Here is a 15,117-nt window from a genome sequence, read left to right on the forward strand (position 1 = left end):
ATAAAAAATCAATAACTTTATATAATAAATTTCTGATTTTTAATTATTTAAATCAAAAACTAATCTCCGGAATATCATGGTTACCCATATCAAATGTATGATTATTGATGATGATGAACTGGACAGGCTGGTTCTTCAGCATTATATCAGGCAATATCAAAACATTGAAATTGTTGCCACTTTCGACTCTGCTGAAAAGGCAGTTCCCTATCTTGATATTCCCGTTGATCTCCTGATTACCGAAACCAATTTAAGGGGTATGAACGGTCTTGAGTTCAGAAAGCTGGCCCATAAGATCCCTGCCTGTATTTTCGTAAGCTCTCATCCCGAACTGGCTGCCGGAGCTTTTGAGATTAATACTTTAGATTTTATTACCAAACCGCTTACCGCAGAACGATTTCATTATTCCATGGAAAAGCTTTTTGATTTTTTTGAAGTAAAAGAGAAATGTGAATGCTATGATGCCATGGTGGGAGAAAACTGCATCAAAATAAAAGAGGGTGGTCATGTTTTTCAGATTAAGATGAAAGATATTCTCTACCTGGAAGCTCTGAAAGATTACACCAGAATCATCACACTGGAAAAAAATCATTGTATTTTAAATTCGCTGGGAAATCTTCTGCAAAAAAGTTTTTTTAATTCTTTTGTCAGAATACACAGAAGCTATGCTGTCCCGCGTCATCTTATCCGCGGAAAAAGCTGTCACGAAATAGAACTTCCGCATCGTATAAAACTTCCTATTGGCCGAACTTACAAGGACAATCTTTCTTTTTTTAATCCTTAAAAATACATCATAATAATTCACCAATGCCATTGGTCGATTATTTCTGCCGTTGGTCTATTTTCCTGCCAATCAATGGAGATAGGTGGTAATTTAGTCTTCCCAAATTCCCCAAGAAAACACATCTATTAATCACCAAAACTGTTATCCATGGAAAGAATATCTATTTACTGTATTATTCTGTCTGTCTTTTCCATCCCCATACTGCACGCACAATCTGCAGTTTTGGCAACCGGACTGGATGCATCAGGAGCTAATGGTTTTGTTTCTTACAGTGTAGGCCAGACAACCTACCTCGAAAAAGGAACAGGACAGATTCTCGAAGGTGTTCAACAATCTTATGAGGTTGTTACGCTTACTACTCATGAAAACACATCGGAACTGAACGGCATTTTGCTTTATCCAAATCCTTTCAGAGATTATTTGTATTTGGATTTTACCTCAAATAATTTTAAAGGATCAGAATATCAGTTATTTGATGCTCAGGGCAAACTGGTAAAAAAAGACGAGATTTCACAATCAAAATCTGAGCTTAATTTCTCCTCACTTCCTTCTGCTATGTACATTATCAGAATTATCCAAAATGGGGAAAATATCAAAACTTTTAAAATCATTAAAAAATAAAACGCCATGAAAAAAATATTATCACTGTTTTGGATTCTGATAGGTTTCTTTATGGGACTTTCTCAGGCTCCGGAAAAAATGAGTTACCAGGCTGTCATGAGAAACGGATCCGGACAACTTTTAGTCAATCAGGCCATTGCTGTAAAAGTAAGCATATTACAGGGATCTCCTGCCGGAGCCGCAGTCTACTCTGAAAGACTCACCGGAAACACAAATGCCAACGGACTTATCAGCCTTGAAATAGGAACCGGAACTGTACTTACAGGAACATTCGCTACCATCAACTGGCCTGCAGGAAGCTATTATCTAAAAACAGAAACAGATCCTGCCGGAGGAACCAGCTATACCATAGTAGGAACCAGCCAGCTGTTAAGTGTTCCTTATGCAATGTATGCCAAATCTGCGGGTGGCGGCGGCGGAAGCTTTGCCATTCCTTACAGCACAACTGTTAATAATGCTTCGACTCTGTTTTCATTGATCAACGATGGAGATGGTACTTCTCTTGAGGGAGTAAGTAATGCTACCACATCCAATATTTCTGCAGTAAGAGGAATTGTAAACAGTGCTTCTCCCGGTGGATTTTCCAGTGCTGTACGTGGTATTAACAATGGTACAGGAGGACTTGGAGTCGGGGTTTACGGAAGCCAGGCCGGAAGCGGCTGGGGAGTATATGGTGTTACTCCGAACGGACTGGGTGTATATGGTAATGCCAGTGCCAACGGAACCGGGGTTTACGCCAACAGTAATACAGGAACAGGTCTTACTGCTACCAGTAATAACGGGATTCCCGCAAGTATTTCAATCTTTAATAATGCGAATAATAATGTTGCCCTCAGTGCATCCAGTGTAGGAAACGGTACGGTTATCAATGTTACCACTTCAGGAAACGGAGCCGGAGTCAGAAGTTCTACAGGAGCCGGATTCGGGCTGCATGGAATAACTTCCTCACAGACTTCCGCCGGTGTTGTAGGTGATAACAATGGTGGTGGTGAAGCTGTAGTGGGCAGAACCACCAGCGATATTGCCGGAGCAGTCGTAGGCCGTAATGACGGAGGCGGATATGGAGTAAGAGGATTTGTAGCGACCAATACAGCCGGAACGGGTATCGGTGTTTACGGTCAGGTAGGTTTAAATAACAGTACCGGACGTGCGGGAAGATTTGAAAATTTCAACAATACAAATACTGATGCTAATACTTTTGAAGTGGCATCTAACGGAAATGGAAACATCCCTGATAATACCAAAGGCAATGCTGCTTCTTTTGTACTCAATAATACCAATAGTGTTGGAGCTGCTGTAAGAGGGGAAGTCAATACTATTTTTGGAAATTTTGGTGCTGCCGCTATTTTTGGTGTTTCATCCGGAACCGGAGGGCGAGCCGGGCTATTTTACGCTTCCAATCCTGCCGGAAACGGATCATCACTGATCGCTTTGACAGACGGTAACGGTAACGCCATTACAGCCAATGCGGGTAAAGACGGCAATGGGGTTGAAACCAATATTGACGGTGCCGGAAATGCGCTTTATGCATGGGTTCCTACTTTTGCTACAGGACGTGCAGGAAGATTTAATATTTTCAATGAATCAAACACCAGCGATGTTATCACTGTAACCACTGTTGGAAACGGTATTGCAGGTAATTTCAAGGTAGATAAAGTGACCGGAACCTCTCCTGCAGTAAGAGGAGAAGTCAATTCTCAGTTTGCCAACTTCGGCACAGCAGGAATTTATGGAATATCTTCCGGAACCGGAGGATACGCAGGTCTATTCCACGCTTCCAATCCTGCCGGAAACGGCCCTGCCTTGATTGCCATTGCAGATGGTAACGGTAATGGTATCACCGCTAATGCATCCAACACTGGAGATGGTGTAGAAACCACTGCAGACGGAACAGGAAATGCTATCTATGCCTGGGTTCCTAATTTTAGTAATGGCCGGGCAGCCAGATTTGTTAATTTTAATACATCAAATACGAACCCTGCACTTACTGTAGAAACCCACAGCGCAGGATCTTTGGCTCTGTTTAAATCCGGAAACCCGGGAACCGTAAATGTTGCCCGTATCGATAATACCGGAAAAGGATTTTTCAATGGCGGTACACAAAACAGTGGTGCTGACGTTGCAGAAGCTTTTGACGTTAAAGGAAACATTTCCGAATATGAACCTGGTGATATTCTTGTTATTTCAACAAAAGCAGACAGAACGGTTGAAAAATCATCAACGCCCTATTCTACTCTTGTTGCAGGAGTGTATGCTACCAAACCGGGGGTACTGCTTACGGAAGAACACATCGACATTGATATTTCCAATAAAGCGCCAATGGGTGTTATTGGTGTTATTCCAACCAAAGTATGCCTTGAAAACGGAAAAATAAAAAGAGGGGATCTCCTGGTAACTTCATCTAAAGCAGGTGTTGCCATGAAAGCCAATATTAAAAAAGTAAAAATTGGTCAGGTAATCGGAAAAGCACTTCAGGATTATGACCAAAAAGAGATTGGAAAAATTCAAGTATTAGTCAACATAAAATAAACCGTCATGAAAATAGCATACATTATCCCATTATTATTTTTAAGCACTATTATCTATGCACAGGAAAATAAAAAGGTCGCTACGACAGAGGAAGATCAAACATTGGTTGTAAAACAGGCACAGGAACAGCAGGCTAAACTCATGCAGGAAGCTAAGGAAAATAATGAAAAGAAAACCGTAAACTCAGGTCTTGCTTCTGATCAAAGCCTTGAAGTAAAAAAACAGGAATCCAAAACCAAAGCAGCTGCAGACAATTCAGGCAAGCTTCTTCCCAACACAGCTAGTCTCGAAGACCTCAAAAAAACAATTCCCAACAGACAGGCATATCACAATACTACAAATTCTAGGAACACAAAAATGAATGTTACCGGGCTGCCTAACACAGCAACTCTGGAAGAAATAAAAAAAACGATTCCCAAAAACTAATAACTCTCAAAGGCTAATAACCTCAAAAAGCTGATAACCAAACTAGATTTTTCAATCAAAGAAGTCCGCTGCAAGGCGGACTTTTGTATGGTAAGGGAGCTTCATTAATCCCAATCAGCAGCTACAAATTTCATTGAATTTCCATGATCATCGGATAAACTCAAAAAATGCCCGTCAATAGAATAATGAGTCATCGTTTCTATTTTCTTCTGAAAAGACATTTCAAGATTCATATCCTGACAGGCTTTCATTGTACTCACTCCTTTTGAGATTTTCACATTTCCTCCTGTTTTAAATTCAGTCATAAAAGACATCCGGTTGCATCCCATATAAGAGCTCGCCTGAATTTTACCCTTTACCTTATTGGCTGTCAGATTGAATTCGGCTTTATTAGCCATTAATTGGTCTTTTGAAAAACCATCAAAAGAAACCAGCATCCATTGCCTTTGAAGAAAGGGATCTTTGGCGGGTACTGAAGAACAGTTCAAAACAACTCCTAAAAGTAAAACTGTAAAAAGTGGTAATAGTATCTTTTTCATGTGAATTATCATCCCATTTTCATACCATTCCGGGACAGAATCTCGTAAAAATTAGTAAATTAGCGACACAAAAATTATTTTATAAAATGAAAAGACTATTTCTACTATTCACTTTCTTACTGGGCTTTGCTCAGATGAGGGCGGATGAGGGGATGTGGCTGCTAATGCTCATCAAAAGACTTAACGGTGTTGATATGCAAAAAGAGGGTCTGCATCTTACGCCTGAAGAAATTTATTCAGTGAACAATTCAAGCTTAAAAGATGCTATCGTAAGTTTCGGTGGTTTCTGTACAGGGGAGATTGTTTCTGATAAAGGACTTATATTTACCAACCACCACTGTGGTTACGGTGCTGTTGCTGCGGCTTCTACACCAGAAAAAGATTATTTGAAGAACGGTTTCTGGGCAATGAAACAGAAAGACGAATTCAATGCAAAGGATCTTTATGTAAGATTTTTAGTAAGAATGGATGATGCTACGCAAAGAATCAATTCTAAGCTAAACAACAATATGACCGGAGCAGAGAGAAAAGCTGTTATCGATGCTGAAACTAAGGCTATCCAGACAGAAAACTCTGAAAACGGAAAATATACGGTAGTCGTAAAAGATTTCTTCAACGGAAATGAATTCTACTATTTTGTATACCAGGATTATAAAGATATCAGATTGGTAGGTGCTCCGCCTTCATCATTAGGAAAATTCGGAGGAGATACAGATAACTGGGAATGGCCAAGACACACTGCAGACTTTACCGTTTTCAGAGTGTATGCTGATGCTGCAGGAAATCCTGCTGAATATTCTCCAAGCAATACTCCGCTGAAGCCTAAGCATTTCCTTCCGGTTTCTCTTAAAGGAATTAAGCCTGGTGACTTCTCAATGATCTTAGGATACCCTGGAAGAACAAACCGTTACCTGACTTCTTACGGAATTCAGCAGATGGTAACTAAAGATTATCCGGCATGGGTTGAAGCTTCCAAATTGGCTATGGACGTTATGAAAAAGTACATGGACAAGGATAAGGCAACTCAGCTTAACTATGCTTCTCAATATGCTTCTGTAGCTAACTACTGGAAAAACAGACAAGGTACTATCGATGCCGTAGAGAAAAACGGAACTATTTCTGACAAACAAAAGATTGAGGAAACTTACAATAAGTGGGCTGCAATGCCAGGAAATGATCAGTACAATGGCGTTTTAGAAGATATTGGTATATACTACAAGCAGGTTTCTGATAGAAATGTTGAAAGAAACTATGCAACTCAGTTTACAAGAAATGCAAAATATATTACCCTTGCTGCTCAGGTCGGATCTGCTCTTAAAGCGTATGCTGCTCAGGATATGCAGGGAAGATTAGCGATGAAAGCTAAAACAGAAGCTGCTATCAAAGCTGCTTATGAAAACTTCAATCCTGCTTTGGAAGGAGAAATGCTTGCCGCTATGACCAGCCTTTACCAGGCAAGAGTTAAAAACCCGGACGTTGCTTCTGCTACTATTTTAGGACTGGATGCTAAAACGGTTTCTAATTTGGCGTATTCTTCAATCTTCGCCAATAAAACTTCTGCAACGAATTTTTTATTGAATCCGGATGCATTGAAGCTTGATGCTGACCCACTTTGGAAAGCAGCTAACGGAATTGTTGCTGATCAAAAGATAAGCACAGACAGATTTGTAAAAATAGATGACAACTTTGCAAAAAACAACCGTCTGTTCCTGGCTGGTTTAATGAAAGCTATGCCTGAGAAGAAATTCTACCCGGATGCAAACTCTACCATGAGATTAACATACGGAACGGTAGATAAATTACCAATCAGAAGTGACAGAAACTATTTCGGAGTTACTGATAATTACTATACAGATATGACCGGTCTTGTTGGAAAATACAAGAAAGGGGATGAAGAATTTGATCTTCCTCAAAGAGTGATTGATCTTTACAACCTTAAAGATTTCGGTCAGTATGCTGATGCTGCAGGTTACATGCCTGTAAACTTCCTTTCTAACAACGATATTACTGGAGGTAACTCTGGTTCTCCGGTAATTGACGGAGACGGGAACCTTATCGGTATTGCTTTCGACGGAAACAGCGAAGCATTAAGCGGTGATATCGTATTCGAGCCTGAATGGCAGAAAACCATCAATGTAGACGTTCGTTTTGTTCTTTGGACAATCGATAAGTTTGCGGGGGCAAGAAGATTAGTTGACGAGCTGAAGCTTGTAAGAGATGCCAATACTCCGGCGGATACAAAAACTAAAAACTCAGGTACTACAACAATGCCTAAGAAAGCTAAAAAATAATCATCTTAACCGATATATTTTTAAAACCGTGAAATTTACTTTCACGGTTTTTTTATTTTTGATTATTAAAAACAAAAAATATTTCATCATGGATGCAAAACCTATCCAATTCACAGCCATTATTCAACAGAACGGAGCAATGAATGCTGCGTTTGTAGAATTTCCATTTTCTACAGAAGAATTGTTTCATAAAAAAGGACAGGTAAAGATAAAAGCCCTGTTTGATGATAAAGTTGAATACCGTGGAAGCCTTGCCAAAATGAAATCCGATTGCCATATTTTAGGCTTGACACAGGAAATCAGGAAGAAACTGGGTAAAAGCTTCGGAGATGAGGTTTCCGTCTCCCTTATTGAAGATAAGGAGGAAAGAGTTATTGAAATTGCAGATGACATCGCCCTTGTTTTTAAGGAAAATCCTGAAGCAAAAGCTTTATTTGATGCAATGAGCTACACCCACAGAAAGGAATACATCCGTTGGATTGAGGAAGCCAGGAAACCGGAAACCAGAGAAAACCGAAAGATAAAAATGATTCAGATGATTCTGGACGGAAAAAAGGGAATATAATTGATTTTATTTTTCATTCTAAAAACTATACCTGAAAAAAAACTGAATTAAGAAAATATTTTTTGTCAGGATCACAAAAAGTAGCCGACTATAGTTACAGATATCAATTATAACTATAAAAATTTACTTTTATGAACAGGTTTATTTTCAGAACATCAGTTTTAGCAGCAGCTACTCTAGCTGCATTTACTCTTTCTTCATGCCGTGATTCGGATAATGCCATGATGACGGATACGGCTTTTCAAAGAACTATTACTTTTGAAAACATTGTAACTCCCAAAGATTTTGTGCAAAGCGGAAGTTTTCAGGGAACGGGAACTCCTCCTGTTATTATGCCCGGACAATCGGTTTCTGTTACATTCAGTGCAGGAAAAGCACAGGCTTTAATGTTTGCTACGATGTACGGAGCTTCAAAAGACTGGTTTTTTGCGTCCCAACAGCCGGGTATCAAATTGTTTGATGCTAATGGAAATGCTATTACCGGAGATGTTTCTTCAAGCGTCCGGTTATGGGATAACGGAACCAAAAATGATACCACCGGACAAGCTGAAAACAAGCCTGTCATGCAGGTTCCTAATGTCAATGCTTCCCAGCTTATGAAACTCAATCTCTCTTACAATGATGTAAGTTCGGAATTTACCCTCACGATTACCAATACATCCGGCGGAACGGCCAACGAAACTCCTTTTTCTCCAGGTGTATGGGCTGTTTCCAATTATAATGGCTCTCAACTTCTGAACAGTGCTCCGTTTTTTACTCCTGATGCTTTATCAAATCCTGAAATTACAGATATTGCTCAAATGGGAAATATAAGTAAAATGATGACGAAACTGAACGCAAACACAGGAATTATGACCGGGCTTTCTCCTGCCCTGGTGGTTGTGTACCGCGGCGATAAAAATCCAATTTATGAATTAGGCAAATCAGACAGCGGAATAGGTCTGAAAGACATTGCACAGTTTGGAAACGTAACCAAGCTTCAAAATAGTCTGAAATCTCTATCTGATGTGAAAGGTGTATATGTTGCGGGGAGTGCTCCTGTAGCACCGGGAAGCAAAGTAACAACAAGTTTTAATGCTGAGCCGGGCGATAAAATTGCCTACGTAACAATGTTCGGATTTTCCAATGACTGGTTCTATGCCAATGAACAAAATATTGATGCGGATACTAAAGGTGACCTTAGTTCAAAAACTTCACTATTTGATTCCGGGACGGGCATTGACCAATATCCGGGAGCCGGAAATCATCAGGCTCTGTTTGGGGGAACTCCACAAAGTGAAAACATGAGCATTTCCAAAGTAGGAACCCAATATCCTGTTCCTGCTGTACAGCATGTGATTAAAGTAACCATCAACTAATCTTCAGATAAGAAAAGGTCAGACAATACTGTTTGACCTTTTTTATTATGCTGTTCGGAAAATAAAAGTGTATCCGTTTTATTATTGTTTCAGGGCTCCTTCCAGATATTGTTTTCCTCCTCCATTGGTAACGGTTATAAAGCCTTCATAATGGCTTACCTTCACTCCCAGGTCGTTATTTATTTCTTTAAAATATCCAGCATTTTCTCTGTTATAGAACGTATCTCCCTGCCAGAGAAATTGTGCAGACTGTCCTGTTTTGTTTTGAATTGTAAGAACTCCCAATGGATTTACCAATCCCCGTGATTTAATATCCACCACTGCACTTTCATTAGCAGCGAAATCTTTTGACAATACAATAACGTCATTCATCTATCCTGTTTGGTTTTCAGTTAATTAAAAAAATGAAATAAGATTTTTTCATTACCCTGATACAAATATCCTGGTCCACTGCGACAAAACCTGACGTATTTGCTGAATAAAAATTAAAAGCCCAAACATATACTGTCTGGGCTTTTTCAATGATTCAATACTATTCAACCGGAATTCCGAGATATTTTAAGTAGGAATCCAGCATTTTTTTATCAAATACCGGTTCCTGAATACCTGATCCCTCCAGATACTGAATAACATTGGAACAATCCCATATATAAGTATTCTGGTAAAGTTCTACAGTAGATAAGCCTTCATGCATATTGTCCCTGAAAAGACTTGTCAATGGATACAATCGGTTTTTACTGTCATCTTCCCACTGCTTTCTCCATTCTTTATAAGGAAGATCTTTGAGTGTAAAAGGATAATATTTCTTCATGAGCCCAAAGAAATCTTCTAAAGTAAGATTGGTTTCAGGACGTGCAATCAGATTGAATTTTTTGCCTATCGCATCTTTATTTTTTGTAATATGAGCCATGGCTTTGGTCATATAATCTACAGTGATAAGACCTTCTCTAAGCTCTGTAAGTGCCGGGTAAGATTTGAACTCTATACAGTTTTTCACCAATCCGGACCACCATTGGTAAGAAGCACTTGCTCCTGTTTCGCTGTGGCACATGGCATATCCGAGACGGTAAGTAATCAATGGCAGTCCTTCTTTTGCTGCTAAATCGGCAACCGCTTCCATCACCCATTTACTTCTTACGTATCCGATATCTTTACTTACAGACATCAGGTTCTGCTCAATATCATCCGATTCAAGCATTACCGTTTTTCCTGTAAATATATGCCCCCAGCTGTATACGGAAATGGTTGACAGCAAGGCGAGACATTTTGTTCTTTCTGCTCCTGCCAGTTTTATGACTTCCCTTAGTCCTTCTACATTGGGAGCTTTCATATAGGAATAGGGTTCTATAAAGTTCACGGAACTTCCGGAATGATAAATCAGATCGGTTTGCCTGGCAAGCTTTGTAAATGTTTCTTGAGACAATCCTAAGGATGGCAGGGTCAGGTCTCCGATAACAGGAATGATCCGTGATTTCTGTTCCGGATTCTGTGGAATATGGTATTGTTTAAAGCATTTGTCAATCTTTTCCATCGCATAGAACTCATCCTGAGCTCTTACAAGGCAGTAAATATCAGCATTTGTAGTATCCAGAAGTTCCTGCAACAGGTGAATTCCTACAAATCCTGTAGCTCCCGTTAAAAATATAGCGGCAGGATTTTCCACCTGCTGACGATCAAATCCGCCGGCAAAAACAGTTCCGGGAGCGAGATACACATCTTTCTGAAGTTCTACATAGGGCTCTACATCTTCCACGGGGATAGCTTCTCTGGTTTCTCCGGATCTCTCAATAAGAACTTCCGACAGCTGCTGCAGTGCCGGATACTGATAGATATCCCGCAGATACACCTTCACATCCAGCTTTCTTTGTAAAGCTACTGCAACAACTGCAACCAGCAGTGAGTTTCCTCCGATATCAAAAAAATTATCTGTAATATTAATAACAGGCCGCTCCAATGCAGACGACCAGACATCTGTAATAATTCTCTCTGTCTCGTTAGTTGGCGGTTCAGATGAAACCAATTCTTTTACTTCTTTATCGGCCAGATTTTTTAATACCTGAATATCTGTTTTACCATTTGCTGTTAACGGGATTTTATCTATAAAAATAATCTGTGCAGGAACCATATACCCTGGAAGTTCTGCCTTGAGAGCATTCCGGATTGATGAAATATCTGTTGTCACGTGGGGTTTTAATACAACAAAAGCAATCAGGTATTTGGTACTTCCTTCCGTTTCCTTACCAATAACCACAGCTTCTTTAATATTTTCCTGCCGGATCAGTGAACGTTCTATCTCCCCAAGTTCAACCCTGAATCCCCGGATTTTTACCTGATTATCAATTCTTCCTAAGAATTCAATCTCACCATCCGGTTTCCATCTGGCCAGGTCTCCCGTACGGTACAGTTTTTCTTTTTCATTGAATGGGTTGGTAATAAATTTAGCATCCGTAAGTTCTTTATTATTAAGATACCCTTTTGCTAAAAGATTTCCTCCAATACAGAGTTCTCCAACAGCTCCTACGGGCAGCAATTCCTTGTTTTCACCTAAAATATAGGCTTTTGCATTGGCAATGGGTCTGCCAATAGATGAAACATATTTCCCGTTAATATCTTTCACTTTTTTATAAGTAGCGTATACGGTACATTCTGTGGGACCATAATAATCCACCAGCTCATAGCTTAATTCTGAAGTAAGTACCGGCTTTAGCTTCTCACCTGCTGTAAAGAGATATTTGAGCTTCAGGTCATTATAATTGCGGGTAATATCCACTACAGAAGGAGCCAGAACAGTAGGCACAAAGCCATGGGTAATATGATTTTTTCTGTAGTAATCTACCAACGCCTGAGCTTCTGTTCTATCCTCATTGTCTGCAATAAAAACCGTTGCACCTGAAGTAAGGGCCGACCATATTTCCCACACAGAAATGTCAAATGCCAATCCCGCCACAAGAGTCAGTTTTGAACTGTGATCCACATGAAAATGATGGTTGTGCCATGTTACCAGATGTTGTATGGCCTGATGGCTAATCATTACACCTTTGGGTTTACCCGTCGAGCCTGAAGTATAAATGGTATATGCAAGGGCATTCTGATGGATATTAATTCCTGGATATTCTGATGATAACTGATTAAGATTCTCCATATTGCTCAGACCAAATACTTTTACCTTTTCGGTTTCTGATAAAAGTTCTCCAAGAATTTGATTGGTAATGATAAGATCAGCAGTGGTGTCGGAAAGAATATATTCTACTCTTTTGACAGGATAAGCAGGGTCGATCGGAACATAGGCTGCACCTGTTTTGATAACTCCAAGTACAGCAATGATCCATTCTAAAGAGCGGTCCAGCCAGATGGGAACATATTTTCCTTCTTTGATACCATGGCTCAGTAATAAGTTGGCTACCTGATTGCTTCTCTGATCCAACTCTCCATACGTAATCTTCTGATTCTGATAAACCGCAGCAGTCTTATCAGGATGAAGGATTACCTGTTTCCGGAAAAGAGATTCCAGGGTTTCTTCATGATGATAATCCCAACTGGTTTTATTAAATCCGTTGAGCAATTTTTCTCTGTCTTCAGAAGACAGTAATACCGCTGAACCTATCGATAAGGTTCCTGATGAGGGAATTGTGTTTGACATAATAATTTGATTTGGATTGGTTTAAAAATTTGTGAGTGGAGTTTCAACTATAGAAAGCATTTAAAAAGTAAAGACATGAGGAATAACCACCGTTTATTTACTACATGTGTTTTCTTTATTCGTTTCTCAAAACTGGATGATACAGGTTATACACCGACCTCTGTATGAGTGGATCGGCATTCTGCATTCAAACGTTATGTATTTATTCAAAAAGAAGTAAGAATATATTTCTTCTATCCTTATAAATGAGGTACGCTTTCTATGCAGTATTTATGAATTTGACTTCCATAATATGATATTATAAATAATTTGGTAATCAAACTTAACATAATATTTCAACCTATGTGTTACATAATTCCTATGTTAAACTCACAGGTAAGAATTAAACTTATGAAAATAAAACTTAGTATTTAGTTTTAAATCAACGAAATAGAATAAAATCAACCATTCCAGAATTCACGGTCCAGACTTCTGTATTGTATAGCTTCAGAAATATGATGTGACAGGATATTTTCAGATCCTTCAAGATCGGCTATTGTTCTGGCAACTTTAAGGATCCTGTCATAAGCCCTTGCCGAAAGATTGAGTTTTTCCATAGCTAATTTGATAAGACCGAAAGAGGCTTCGTCCAGTTCACAATACGCTTCAATTTCCTTAGGTCCTATTTGCGCATTACTGCTGATATTGAGGTTTTGATATCTTTTATTCTGAATATCTCTTGCTTTCAGTACACGGTCTCTGATATCTTTACTCTTTTCACCTTTTCTTTTTTCGGAAAGCTGTTCAAATTCTACTTTCTGAACTTCAATATGAATGTCTATTCTATCTAAAAGAGGGCCTGAGAGTTTGTTCATGTACCGCTGCATTTCGTAAACAGATGAGGTATTATTAGGATCATCGGGAAAAAACCCGCTTGGGCTGGGGTTCATAGAAGCTACCAGCATAAAACTTGCCGGATAGTTTACAGTAAATCTGGCTCTTGAAATCGTTACTTCACGATCTTCCAAAGGCTGTCTCATGACTTCCAGCACCGTTCTTTTAAATTCGGGCATTTCGTCCAGAAACAAAACTCCGTTATGAGCAAGAGAGATTTCTCCTGGTTGTGGATAACTTCCTCCTCCTACCAGAGCAACATCTGAAATAGTATGATGTGGAGATCTGAAGGGACGAACAGTCATCAATGATGTTTCTGTTCCTATTTTCCCGGCTACAGAGTGAATTTTTGTTGTTTCCAGCGCTTCTTTCAATGTCAGAGGAGGTAAAATACTGGGAACTCTTTTGGCCAGCATTGTTTTCCCACTTCCCGGCGGGCCGATCAGAATAATATTATGTCCACCTGCTGCTGCCACTTCCATAGCTCTTTTGGCTGTTTCCTGGCCTTTAACTTCAGAGAAATCAAAAGGAAAATTATTGATCTTTTCATGAAATTCTTTTCGGGTATCCAATGTCACTTTTTCAAGCGCTTTTCCTTCGTTGAAAAAATCGATAACCTCTCTGATATTTTCTACTCCGTACACATCGAGGTCATTTACAATGGCTGCTTCTCTGGCATTTTGTTTTGGAAGAATGATTCCTTTAAACCCTTCTTCCCTGGCCTGGATCGCAATGGGCAAAACACCTTTAATCGGCTGTAAACTTCCGTCCAGGGAAAGTTCTCCCATAATAATAAAGTCTTTAACGTTCTCTGCCAATATCTGATCTGAGGCGGTTAGGATGCCAATAGCAATACTGAGATCATAAGCAGAGCCTTCTTTTCTAAGATCTGCAGGAGCCATATTAATGGTAATTTTCTTTCCGGGAATTTTAAATCCTACATTTTTCAATGCTGCAGAAATCCTGTAACTGCTTTCTTTAATAGCATTATCAGGAAGCCCCACAAGATGGTATCCTACCCCTCCGGTATCTACATTCACTTCAATAGTAATTGTCTGTGCAGCCACTCCATGAATGGCACTTCCATAAATTTTGATCAGCATGGTGTGTTTTTGAAGTAAAAGTAATGAATATACTATTTTGAAAATCCGGGTTTTATATTAACAGTATTCTAGCCAGACAGATATTTAAAAAAAGATTTTAAGAAAACAGATCCTCAGATATTTTTGTAGAAGCACGATGATGATAATAAAAAAACCGGTACAAATTTCTTTGTACCGACTCAACCATTATTAAAAACTAACGAAAAAGATTATGCCATCTGAATTACTGAACATTAAGTGTAAGTCAGGAAGCGGATGCCGGAAAGAGGAAATTCCTTTTTGGGGTAATTATGATCGTCATTAGATTAACAAGGATGAAAATGTATCTATGAGCGTAAAGTATTAAAATAAATCACTTCAGTTCTTCTTCAATACAAGGAACATCCCT

Annotated in this window: 11 protein-coding genes; 7 read left to right on the plus strand and 4 right to left on the minus strand. The window is 39.3% G+C overall.

Annotated features, from left to right (window positions below):
* The first annotated feature begins 76 nt into the window (after positions 1 to 76).
* The 4 genes from JNG87_RS04455 to JNG87_RS04470 all read left to right on the plus strand — a co-directional run bounded on the left by JNG87_RS04455 (position 77) and on the right by JNG87_RS04470 (position 4,360).
* A complete protein-coding gene (locus JNG87_RS04455) occupies positions 77 to 784 on the plus strand; it encodes a LytR/AlgR family response regulator transcription factor (protein WP_238349669.1) in 708 nt (235 codons plus the stop codon).
* 147 nt (positions 785 to 931) lie between these two features.
* Complete coding sequence (locus JNG87_RS04460) at positions 932 to 1,405, plus strand: T9SS type A sorting domain-containing protein (protein WP_202841958.1); 474 nt, start codon at positions 932 to 934, stop codon at positions 1,403 to 1,405.
* A gap of 6 nt (positions 1,406 to 1,411) precedes the next feature.
* Positions 1,412 to 3,934: a beta strand repeat-containing protein gene (locus JNG87_RS04465; protein ID WP_202841960.1), complete on the plus strand. Its 2,523-nt coding sequence runs from the start codon at positions 1,412 to 1,414 to the stop codon at positions 3,932 to 3,934.
* A 6-nt stretch (positions 3,935 to 3,940) separates the two neighbouring features.
* Positions 3,941 to 4,360: a hypothetical protein gene (locus JNG87_RS04470; protein WP_202841962.1), complete on the plus strand. Its 420-nt coding sequence runs from the start codon at positions 3,941 to 3,943 to the stop codon at positions 4,358 to 4,360.
* 104 nt (positions 4,361 to 4,464) lie between these two features.
* Here JNG87_RS04470 and JNG87_RS04475 read toward each other — a convergent pair whose 3' ends face one another.
* Positions 4,465 to 4,899 (minus strand): META domain-containing protein, encoded by a 435-nt coding sequence (locus JNG87_RS04475; protein ID WP_202841964.1) that lies wholly within the window; start codon positions 4,897 to 4,899, stop codon positions 4,465 to 4,467.
* An 86-nt stretch (positions 4,900 to 4,985) separates the two neighbouring features.
* Here JNG87_RS04475 and JNG87_RS04480 point away from each other — a divergent pair, with 86 nt between their 5' ends.
* From JNG87_RS04480 to JNG87_RS04490, 3 genes are all read left to right on the plus strand, one after another.
* Positions 4,986 to 7,190, plus strand: coding sequence for a S46 family peptidase (locus JNG87_RS04480; protein ID WP_202841966.1), 2,205 nt, complete (start codon positions 4,986 to 4,988; stop codon positions 7,188 to 7,190).
* Positions 7,191 to 7,278: 88 nt separating this feature from the next.
* A complete protein-coding gene (locus JNG87_RS04485) occupies positions 7,279 to 7,755 on the plus strand; it encodes a YdeI/OmpD-associated family protein (protein WP_202841968.1) in 477 nt (158 codons plus the stop codon).
* Positions 7,756 to 7,886: 131 nt separating this feature from the next.
* Positions 7,887 to 9,113 (plus strand): spondin domain-containing protein, encoded by a 1,227-nt coding sequence (locus tag JNG87_RS04490; RefSeq protein ID WP_202841970.1) that lies wholly within the window; start codon positions 7,887 to 7,889, stop codon positions 9,111 to 9,113.
* An 81-nt stretch (positions 9,114 to 9,194) separates the two neighbouring features.
* Here JNG87_RS04490 and JNG87_RS04495 read toward each other — a convergent pair whose 3' ends face one another.
* From JNG87_RS04495 to JNG87_RS04505, 3 genes are all read right to left on the minus strand, one after another.
* Positions 9,195 to 9,485 (minus strand): hypothetical protein, encoded by a 291-nt coding sequence (locus JNG87_RS04495; RefSeq protein WP_202841972.1) that lies wholly within the window; start codon positions 9,483 to 9,485, stop codon positions 9,195 to 9,197.
* A 160-nt stretch (positions 9,486 to 9,645) separates the two neighbouring features.
* On the minus strand, positions 9,646 to 12,753 hold the full coding sequence (locus JNG87_RS04500) for a non-ribosomal peptide synthetase (protein ID WP_202841977.1): 3,108 nt from the start codon (positions 12,751 to 12,753) through the stop codon (positions 9,646 to 9,648).
* Positions 12,754 to 13,193: 440 nt separating this feature from the next.
* Complete coding sequence (locus JNG87_RS04505; RefSeq protein ID WP_202841979.1) at positions 13,194 to 14,729, minus strand: YifB family Mg chelatase-like AAA ATPase; 1,536 nt, start codon at positions 14,727 to 14,729, stop codon at positions 13,194 to 13,196.
* Between the last annotated feature and the right edge of the window lie 388 nt (positions 14,730 to 15,117).

This window comes from Chryseobacterium cucumeris (genome assembly GCF_016775705.1).
Taxonomy (GTDB): Bacteria; Bacteroidota; Bacteroidia; order Flavobacteriales; family Weeksellaceae; genus Chryseobacterium; species Chryseobacterium cupriresistens.

What these genes read in the sequence shown, in the direction of transcription:
- JNG87_RS04470 (WP_202841962.1), top strand. Translation starts at nt 3,941, where the DNA reads ATGAAAATAGCATACATTATCCCATTATTATTTTTAAGCACTATTATC.
- JNG87_RS04480 (WP_202841966.1), top strand. Translation starts at nt 4,986, where the DNA reads ATGAAAAGACTATTTCTACTATTCACTTTCTTACTGGGCTTTGCTCAG.
- JNG87_RS04460 (WP_202841958.1), top strand. Translation starts at nt 932, where the DNA reads ATGGAAAGAATATCTATTTACTGTATTATTCTGTCTGTCTTTTCCATC.
- JNG87_RS04465 (WP_202841960.1), top strand. Translation starts at nt 1,412, where the DNA reads ATGAAAAAAATATTATCACTGTTTTGGATTCTGATAGGTTTCTTTATG.
- JNG87_RS04475 (WP_202841964.1), bottom strand. Translation starts at nt 4,899, where the DNA reads ATGAAAAAGATACTATTACCACTTTTTACAGTTTTACTTTTAGGAGTT.
- JNG87_RS04495 (WP_202841972.1), bottom strand. Translation starts at nt 9,485, where the DNA reads ATGAATGACGTTATTGTATTGTCAAAAGATTTCGCTGCTAATGAAAGT.
- JNG87_RS04505 (WP_202841979.1), bottom strand. Translation starts at nt 14,729, where the DNA reads ATGCTGATCAAAATTTATGGAAGTGCCATTCATGGAGTGGCTGCACAG.
- JNG87_RS04455 (WP_238349669.1), top strand. Translation starts at nt 77, where the DNA reads ATGGTTACCCATATCAAATGTATGATTATTGATGATGATGAACTGGAC.
- JNG87_RS04500 (WP_202841977.1), bottom strand. Translation starts at nt 12,753, where the DNA reads ATGTCAAACACAATTCCCTCATCAGGAACCTTATCGATAGGTTCAGCG.
- JNG87_RS04490 (WP_202841970.1), top strand. Translation starts at nt 7,887, where the DNA reads ATGAACAGGTTTATTTTCAGAACATCAGTTTTAGCAGCAGCTACTCTA.
- JNG87_RS04485 (WP_202841968.1), top strand. Translation starts at nt 7,279, where the DNA reads ATGGATGCAAAACCTATCCAATTCACAGCCATTATTCAACAGAACGGA.